General features: G+C 71.9%; 6 protein-coding genes. 2 read left to right on the top strand and 4 right to left on the bottom strand.

Annotation, left to right across the window (positions count from 1 at the left end; translation table 11 throughout):
- Nucleotides 1-164: 164 nt before the first annotated feature.
- On the bottom strand, nt 165-431 hold the full coding sequence (locus tag ABFJ78_RS31945; RefSeq protein WP_436390316.1) for a hypothetical protein: 267 nt from the start codon (nt 429-431) through the stop codon (nt 165-167).
- Nucleotides 432-557: 126 nt separating this feature from the next.
- On the bottom strand, nt 558-1,337 hold the full coding sequence (locus ABFJ78_RS31940) for a thioesterase II family protein (protein ID WP_436390314.1): 780 nt from the start codon (nt 1,335-1,337) through the stop codon (nt 558-560).
- Between the two features lie 290 nt (nt 1,338-1,627).
- Here ABFJ78_RS31940 and ABFJ78_RS31935 point away from each other — a divergent pair, with 290 nt between their 5' ends.
- Entirely contained in the window at nt 1,628-4,219 is a 2,592-nt protein-coding gene (locus tag ABFJ78_RS31935; RefSeq protein WP_436390313.1) for a LuxR C-terminal-related transcriptional regulator, read from the top strand.
- A gap of 2 nt (nt 4,220-4,221) precedes the next feature.
- Nucleotides 4,222-4,377, top strand: coding sequence for a hypothetical protein (locus tag ABFJ78_RS31930; RefSeq protein WP_436390311.1), 156 nt, complete (start codon nt 4,222-4,224; stop codon nt 4,375-4,377).
- 68 nt (nt 4,378-4,445) lie between these two features.
- Here the strand turns inward: ABFJ78_RS31930 and ABFJ78_RS31925 are convergent, their stop codons facing one another.
- Entirely contained in the window at nt 4,446-5,408 is a 963-nt protein-coding gene (locus ABFJ78_RS31925) for an NAD-dependent epimerase/dehydratase family protein (RefSeq protein ID WP_436390309.1), read from the bottom strand.
- A 75-nt stretch (nt 5,409-5,483) separates the two neighbouring features.
- Nucleotides 5,484-6,776, bottom strand: a complete 1,293-nt coding sequence (locus ABFJ78_RS31920) for a nucleotide sugar dehydrogenase (protein WP_436390307.1) — start codon at nt 6,774-6,776, stop codon at nt 5,484-5,486.
- Between the last annotated feature and the right edge of the window lie 10 nt (nt 6,777-6,786).

Genomic DNA, 6,786 nt, shown 5'->3' with positions numbered 1-6,786 from the left:
ATCGCGCTGGACGCGGTGAACGAGTCGTTCATGGCGTGTGGGCGGGGGCGGAAGGGCTCGCGGATCGACTCCGGGGACCGGGCGCTCGACGCGAGCCGAAGGGGCCTTGGGCGCAACGAAAGGCGGCGCACGGCGACCCTGACCGCGCACCGCCTCCGAGCGGGTCACACTTCAGCGAGCAACCCCAGCGAGCACAGCGAACCCGCCAGCAGCTCCATGTCGTAGCGGGTGTCCTCGACGTCGGTCTCCCACAGCGCCGCCAGGACGGCGCTCGCGCGGTCGACGTCGCCGTTGTGCTGCTTCAGCGCGATCCACATCGCCGCCGCCACGGGCTCGCAGTCGACCTGGCGGCTCGTGCCGCGGCAGGTCAGGCGCAGGTGGCCGTTGGGGAGCATCCGCTGGGTGACACCGGGAACGGTCTGGATCGCCATCATGACTACCTCCGGGGGCGGGTCGTTTTCCTCGATGTACCCAGTTTCGCGGATCGGGACCCGCCGAACCATGGGGTCGGCACCTGAACACCGGCTGGGGTTTCCCCACCCCTGCCCGTGCCCGGATCAGGGGGTTGCGCCGGCACCCCAGTCGCGCAGCCGGGCCGCGACGACCGCCAGGACGCCGTCGAGCTGGGCGTTCAGGTAGAAGTGACCGCCGGGGTACACCTCGACCCCGCAGCCACCGGTCGTGTGGGCGCGCCAGGCGTCGGCCTCGGCGAGCTCGGTGACCGGGTCGTCGTCGCCCACCAGCACCTGGATCGGGCACGCCAGCTCGGTGCCGGGCCGGTGCCGGTAGGTCTCGACGGCGGTGTAGTCGCCGCGGACCGCGGGCAGCACCATGCGCAGCAGCTCGTCGTCGCCCAGCACGGCGCTGTCGGTGCCGCTGAGCTCCTTCAACGCGGCGATGAGGCCGTCGTCGTCGCGCTGGTGGACGTACTCGATCCGCTGCTGGGACGGCGCCCGGCAGGCGGAAGCGAACAGCCCCAGCAGCTCGGCACCACGCGCCTCGAGCCGGCGCGCGACCTCGTAGCCGAGCGTCGCGCCCATGCTGTGGCCGAAGAGCGCGACGGGCCGGTCGAACCAGGGCCCGAGGTCATCGGCGATGGCGTCGGCCATGGCCCCGACGTCGTCGAAGCACCGTTCGCCGAGCCGGTCCTGCCGCCCGGGGTACTGCACGGCAACGACATCGGCGTCGAGAGCGGCCGCGGCGGCCGCGCGCGAGAAGGCGAAGTAGGCGGTGGCGGAACCCCCGGCGTGCGGCAGGCAGACGAGCCGCACGGCGGCGGCGTCGGCCGCGTGGAAGCGCCGGATCCACCGGCTCGTTCGTTCGTTTACGGCAGTCATGGTTCCCGAAGTTTTCGGGGCTTTCCCCGCCGTGGCAACCCCTATGGCGGGTGGTCGCCGGCGCGCACCTTTCGCCGGGCGAGCGGTTCGCGCGCCGGGCCTGCCGGACGGCACGCGGCCGGCTCCCACCTCATCCGAAACGCGTCCCGAGATCAACCAACCACACCCCCCGCGAAACTGTGTCCGATTCACTCCGTTGGGTGACTTTAGATCGCTGTTGGCCCTGCTTAGGCGCCTGCTGCGAACGTCGTCAGGGCAGGAAGACAACCGCCTGCTTCGAGGAGCTTGCGATGGGCGTGATCTGGGGGCAGAACCGCCGAGACAATCCGCATGGGGCCTTGGCTTTTCTCGAGGACCTGCTGATCGAATGCGACACCGGCGTCGGCGAAACGGTGCTGGTCGGCGGAGGCCCGGCCAGCGGGAAGACACACCTGCAGCACCAGCTGGTGGTGCGGGCCAAGGAACTCGGCATCGTGACGCTGACCGCGTCCGGCGCCGCCGACGAACGCGACGTGGACGGCGGGGTGCTCGACCAGCTGCTGGCCAGCCCGCTGCTGCCGCCGTCGCTGACCGATCTGCCGGCCGCCGACAGCGTCGACGACCGGATCGCCGGGCTGTGCGGCGCACTGCACCGGCTGGCCCGCGAACGCGCGGTGCTGGTGGCCGTCGACGACCTCCACCACGTGGACGAGACCTCCGCGCGGCTCCTGCTGCGCCTGCAGCGCCGGACCCCGTCGGCCGCGCTGCTGCTGGTCCTCAACCACGCCGACGGGTCCTACGCCGACCTGCCGTTCACCTCGCTGCCGCACCGGCACGTCGAGCTGACGCCGATGTCGGTCCAGGCCATCGCCGAACTCGTGCAGGGCGACGGGCTGCCCGAACGGATCCACGAGCTGAGCGCCGGGAACCCGCTGCTGGTCCGGGCCCTGATCGACGCCCACCGCGGCAGCGCGGACACCGGCTCGGCGTACTCCGAAGCCGTGCAACGGCTGCTGCACCGCTACGGCTCGCCGCTGCGTGAGGTGGCGACCGCGATCGCGGTGCTGGACAGCGACGTCACGACCGAGGCCGTCGCCATCGTCGCCGGCGTCGACCCCCTGGAGGCCGAGGCGTCCACCGGGCGGCTCGCCGACGCGGGCCTCGTCGCGGGCGTCCGGTTCCGGCCGCTCGCCGCCGCCGCGGTGCTGGGCGGGCTGCGCGGACCCGAGAAGGTCCGGCTGCACGTGCGGGCCGCCGAGGTGAAGCACGCCCGCGGGCTGAGCCCCGCCGACGTCGCGCGGCACCTCGTCGCCGCCGGGGAGGCGCAGCCCGACTGGGCGCTGCCCGTGCTGGTCGCGGCGGCGGAGCAGGTGATGCTCGGCGACGACATCGAGTTCGCCACCCGCTGCCTGAAGCTCGCGGACTCCGTCTCGACGGCGACCTGGGAGCGGCAGACCATCTCCCAGCTGCTGGCCAAGATCACCTGGCGCGTCAACCCGGCCGCCGCGGCGCCGCACCTGAAGTCGTTGCGCGAGGCCGGTTCGCTGGACCGATCCGACCGCATCGGGCTCGCCCGGCAGTCGCTGTGGCTCGGCGACCGGGACACCTTCGAGCACGCGTTCGCCGCGCTCGAGCACGACGTCGAACCGCTCGACCCGCGCACCTCCGCGGAGCTGGTCCTGGCCGGCTACTGGCACTACGGCGTCTCGACGACGACGGCCGACGCGGCCGATCCCTGGCTGCAGACGGCGAGCACGCTGGCGTCGATGTGGCGGACCGGTGGCACCGAGGCCACTTCCGCGTGCGCGGAACGGATCCTGCAGAACTGCCGGCTGTCCGACACCTCGCTGGAAGCGCTCGCCACGGCGATCCTCGCGCTGGCCCACGACGACAAGGCCGACCGCGCCGAAGGCTGGTGCACGTCGCTGAGCGAGGAAGCCGAATACCGCGGCGCGATCACGTGGAAGGCGATGCTCGACGCGATCCTCGCGAGCCTGCGGCTGCGCCGGGGCGACGTCGCGGGCGCCGTCGAGCTCGCGACCCGGGCGCTGGGCATGCTGGACGCGCCGAACTGGGGCGTCGCGATCGCCCACCCGCTGGGCACGCTGCTGATCGCGCACACCGCGGCCGGGGCGTTCAAGGACGCGGCGGCGGTGCTGCGGCACCCGCTGCCGGACGCGGTCTGGGGAACCCTCGGCGGCGTCCGCTACCTGCGGGCCCGCGCCCAGTTCCACCTGGCGACCAACCGCGGCCTCGCGGCCGTGAGCGACCTGCAGCAGTGCCGGCGGATCCTGCGCGAGCAGGACCTGGAGCTGCCGACGATCCTGCCGTGGCAGGCCGACCTCGCGGAAGCGAACCTGGGCCTGGGCAACACGGCGCTGGCGGTCGAACTGGCCAAGCAGCAGCTGGCCGGCGCCGGCCCGGCCGACGCGTATTCCCGCGGCCTCGCCCTGCGGATCCTGGCGCTCGCCGGGGACGCGGCGGCGCGGCCGGGGCTGCTCAACCGGGCGGCGGAGAGCTTCAAGGCGTCGGGCGACCGGCTGGAGCTGGCGAAGACGATGCGCACGATCAACCAGCTGAGCCAGCGCGCGGAACGCGGCGGCAGCCTGGTGAAGCCGGTGCACGTGCCCCGCCAGGGCCGCGCCCGGCCGCCGTCGGCTCCCCGGCCGGTCCCACGCCCGGAGGCAGCCGCGGCGTCGGCCTCGGCGTCGGTGCTGAGCGAGGCGGAGCTGAGGGTGGCGGAACTGGCCGTGGACGGCCGCACGAACCGCCAGATCGCGGCGACGCTGTACATCACGGTCAGCACCGTGGAGCAGCACTTGACGCGGGTGTACCGCAAGCTGGGGGTCGCCGGCCGCGCGGCGCTGGCGGGCGAGTTCGACGGCGCCGACGGCGGGCAGTGACCGTGCTGCTGAACGAAACCGAGCTCAAGGTCGCGGAACTGGCCGCGGACGCGACGGCGATCGACGCGATCGCGGAGAAACTGGGGATCGCGGCGGCGGACGCGGCCGGGCTGCTGGAGACGGTGTACCGCAAGCTCGGCCCGGCGAAGCACCGCTGAAACGACGTGAATGACTCATTCCTGTCGCCAGGCGACAGGAATGAGTCATTCACTACATCGGGACCGGATCAGGAACCGCGGCGGTCGGCGACCACGGCCGAGATGATGTCGTCCAGCGTCCGCGTGGGCGAGAAGCCGATCTGCTGGTTCGCCCGTGTGCAGTCCGGGATCCGGCGCTGCATGTCCTCGTACCCGTCGCCGTAGGCCTCCTCGTACGGGACCTTCGCGATCGTGCTCGCCGAGCCCGTCGCCGCGATCACGCGCTCGGCGAGCTGGGCGATCGTCGTCTGCTCGGTGCTGCCGAGGTTGAACACCTTGCCGTACGCCGTTTCGTCGGACAGCAGGGCCACCAGCGCCGGCACGACGTCGTGGACGTGGCAGAAGCAGCGCGTCTGCTGGCCGTCGCCGAACACCGTGATCGGCTCGCCCGCCAAGGCCTGCTTCACGAACCGCGGGATGACCATGCCGTAGCGGCCCGTCTGGCGCGGGCCGACCGTGTTGAACGGCCGGACGATCACCGTGCGCAGGCCGTGCTCGACCGCGTACAGGTACGCGAACGTCTCGTCCAGCGCCTTCGCCTCGGCGTATGACCAGCGGTTCTTCAGCGGCGAGCCGATGATCCGGTCGGCGTCCTCGGTGAGGCCGTCCGCCGTGTTCTTGCCGTAGATCTCGCTGGTCGAGGCGACCAGGATCGGGACGTCGTGCTGCAGCGCCGCGTCCAGCATCGTCTCGGTGCCGTGCAGGTTGGTGCGGAGGCTGTCCATCGTCTTGTCGAGGATGGTGAAGACGCCGACCGCGGCCGCGAGGTGGAAGATCGCGTCGATCCCCGCCATGCACGCCTCGACGGCCGAAGGGTCGGTGACCGAGCCGCGCACGAAGCGGAAGCCCGGGTTGTCCCGGAAGCCGGCGAGGTTGTCGAGCGTGCCGGTGCTGAGGTTGTCGAGCGCGACGACCTCGTGGCCGCGCTCCAGGAGGTGCTCGGTCAGGTGGGAGCCGATGAAGCCGGCACCGCCGGTGATGAGGTAACGCACGTCGGATGTCCTCTCAGTGTCATCTGGGGCTCCGCCCCAGGCCGGGGGCTCCGCCACCCGGAGCCCCCGAAAGAATCAGTTCGCGAAAAGCGAGGGGTCGAAACGGTAAGTGGCGTCGATGACGAGCGGGCAGTCCCCGAGCCAGTCGTAGCCGTGGCCGGGCTGGACGGTGTGGATCAGCGCGACGTCCCAGTCGCCGCCCTCCGGCTCGGCGACGCTGTCCAGCTGCCCGCCGGTGACGCGGATGGTCGGCACGAGCGGGTCGTGGTAACCGACCTTCGCGCCCCGCGCCGCCAGCAGGTCGATGATGTCCAACGCGGACGAAGACCGGACGTCCTGGACACCGGGCTTGTACGTGACCCCGACCACCAGCACGCGGGCGCCGCCCAAACCCTTGCCGTCGCGGGACAACGTGCTGCTGATCCGGTCGACGACCTGCTTCGGCCGTTCGGCGATGGCGTGCATGGCCTGCGTGACGAGCGGCGCGTTCTGCTGCGTCGCGCGCAGCTGCCAGAGCAGGTAGTGCGGGTCGCACGGGATGCAGTGACCGCCGACGCCCGGGCCGGGGTGGAAGGCCATGAACCCGTACGGCTTGCTCGCCGCCGCGTCGATCACCTCGATCGGGTCGATCGCGAAGCCGTCGCTGATCTCCGCGAACTCGTTGGCCAGCGCGATGTTCACCGCGCGGAAGGTGTTCTCGTACAGCTTGGTCAGCTCGGCGGCCTCGGCCGAGCTGACGCAGTGCACCGCCGGCGTCAGGAGGTTGATCACGCGTTGCGCCATCGCGGTGCACGTCGGCGTCACGCCGCCGAGCACGCGCGGGGTCTCCTGCTGCGTGTGCGTCACGTTGCCGGGGTCGATGCGCTCGGGGCTGGACGCGACGAAGATGTCGCGGCCGATCCTGAACCCCTTGGCCACCAGCGGTTTCACCAGCAGCCGCCCGGAGGTGCCGACGTAGCTGGTGGAGGTGAGGATCAGCGTCTGGCCCGGCCGCGCGTGCTTGACGAGCGCCGCGCAGGCGCTCTCCAGCGGGCCGAGGTCGGGCATCAGGTACTCGTCGAGCCCGGTCGGGACGCACACCAGCACGGCGTCGGCCTCGGCCATCCGCGCCGAGTCGGCGGTGAGCCGGAAGTCCTCCTGGTGCACGGCCTTCTCCAGCCGGCGGTGGTCGGCCTCGATCAGGTCGACCTCGCCGGAGCGGATCGCGTCGAGGCGGTTCTGCGAGAGGTCGATGCCGATCACCTCGACGCCGCTCTCGTGCAGGCCGAGCGCGGTGGGGAGGCCGACGTACCCCATCCCGATCACCGCGACCGAGGTCAGCTCGTTCAGTTCGGCGAGGGTTTCGTATTCGGCGACAGTACTCGTCATTGCGGTTCAC

This window comes from Amycolatopsis sp. MEPSY49 (assembly GCF_051337345.1).
Taxonomy (GTDB): domain Bacteria; phylum Actinomycetota; class Actinomycetes; order Mycobacteriales; family Pseudonocardiaceae; genus Amycolatopsis.
This window is presented reverse-complemented; position numbering and strand designations above follow the sequence as displayed.